This is a genomic window from Ruegeria sp. CE9 (assembly GCF_056537425.1).
In genome coordinates this window covers 1-1216 of sequence record NZ_JBQFRO010000075.1, presented here as the reverse complement: position 1 = coordinate 1216, position 1216 = coordinate 1, and the positions used below count along the sequence as shown (strand labels likewise).

The following is a 1216-nucleotide window of genomic DNA, read 5'->3' as shown; positions in this document are numbered from 1 at the left end:
AGAACCGAAACTTTGATTTCGGATGTGGTGATGACTTTGATATTGATGCCTTCATCGCGCAAAGTTGCAAACATCTTCGCGGCCACGCCTGCATGGCTGCGCATCCCGATCCCTACGATTGACACTTTGCAAACATCGCTGTCGATCAGCAATTCGGAAAAGCCGATTTCATTGCGGGCTTTCGCCTCTTCAAGGGCCTTTTCAGCGCGTTTGACCTGATCAATCGGCAGCGAGAAGGTCATATCAGTTTTGCCTGCTTCCGAGATATTTTGCACGATCATGTCTACATTGACCGCGGCCTCGGCGAGGGGGCCGAAAATAGCGGCTGCAATGCCCGGGCGATCTTCGACCTCGGTCAGGGTCATTTTTGCTTCATCGCGCGAATAGGCCACGCCCGCCACAGCTTTGCTTTCCACGATTTCCTCCTCGTCACAGACCAATGTGCCCGCGCTGTCATCCATTTCTTCAAAACTCGACAAAACCCGTAAGCGCACCTTATAGCGCATCGCCAGTTCAACCGAGCGCGTTTGCAGAACCTTCGCACCGAGGCTTGCAAGCTCAAGCATCTCTTCAAACGAGATTTTCTCAAGTTTGCGAGCCTTGTTGGTGATGCGCGGGTCGGTCGTGTAGACTCCGTCAACATCTGTGTAGATATCGCAGCGCTCGGCATCGAAAGCGGCGGCAAAGGCCACGGCAGTCGTGTCTGACCCGCCACGGCCCAATGTGGTGATACGCCCTTCAGTGCTGATGCCTTGGAACCCCGCAACCACGGCAACCTTCATCCCTTCGCCAAATTTGGCCATGATGTTATCGGTTGGGATTTCTTCAATCCGCGCGCTTGCATGGGCAGAGGTGGTTTTGACGGGCACCTGCCATCCTTGCCATGACCGCGCGGGGATATCCATTTCTTGCAAGGTCAGCGCCATCAGGCCGGCTGTAACATTCTCGCCCGAGGAGACGACCGCATCATATTCGCGCGCGTCATAGAGCGGCGAGGTTTCGCCCACATATCCCACAAGTTTGTTGGTTTCGCCCGACATGGCCGAGACAATCACGATCACATCATACCCATTGGCCACCTCGCGCCCCACACGTTTTGCGGCGCGGCGGATGCGATCAAGGGTGGCCACTGATGTGCCCCCGAATTTCATGACCAAAAGCGGCATAGCACTTCCCACTTATAAAGTTGCGCCGAGGCTTTACGCGCCAACGCAAG

1 protein-coding gene is annotated in these 1216 nt (G+C 55.3%); it reads right to left on the bottom strand.

The annotated features are described in order from the left end of the window. Positions 1-1166, bottom strand: a 1166-nt coding sequence (locus ACR0B3_RS24100; RefSeq protein WP_480811252.1) for an aspartate kinase, incomplete at its 3' end; no start/stop codon positions are given. Between the last annotated feature and the right edge of the window lie 50 nt (positions 1167-1216).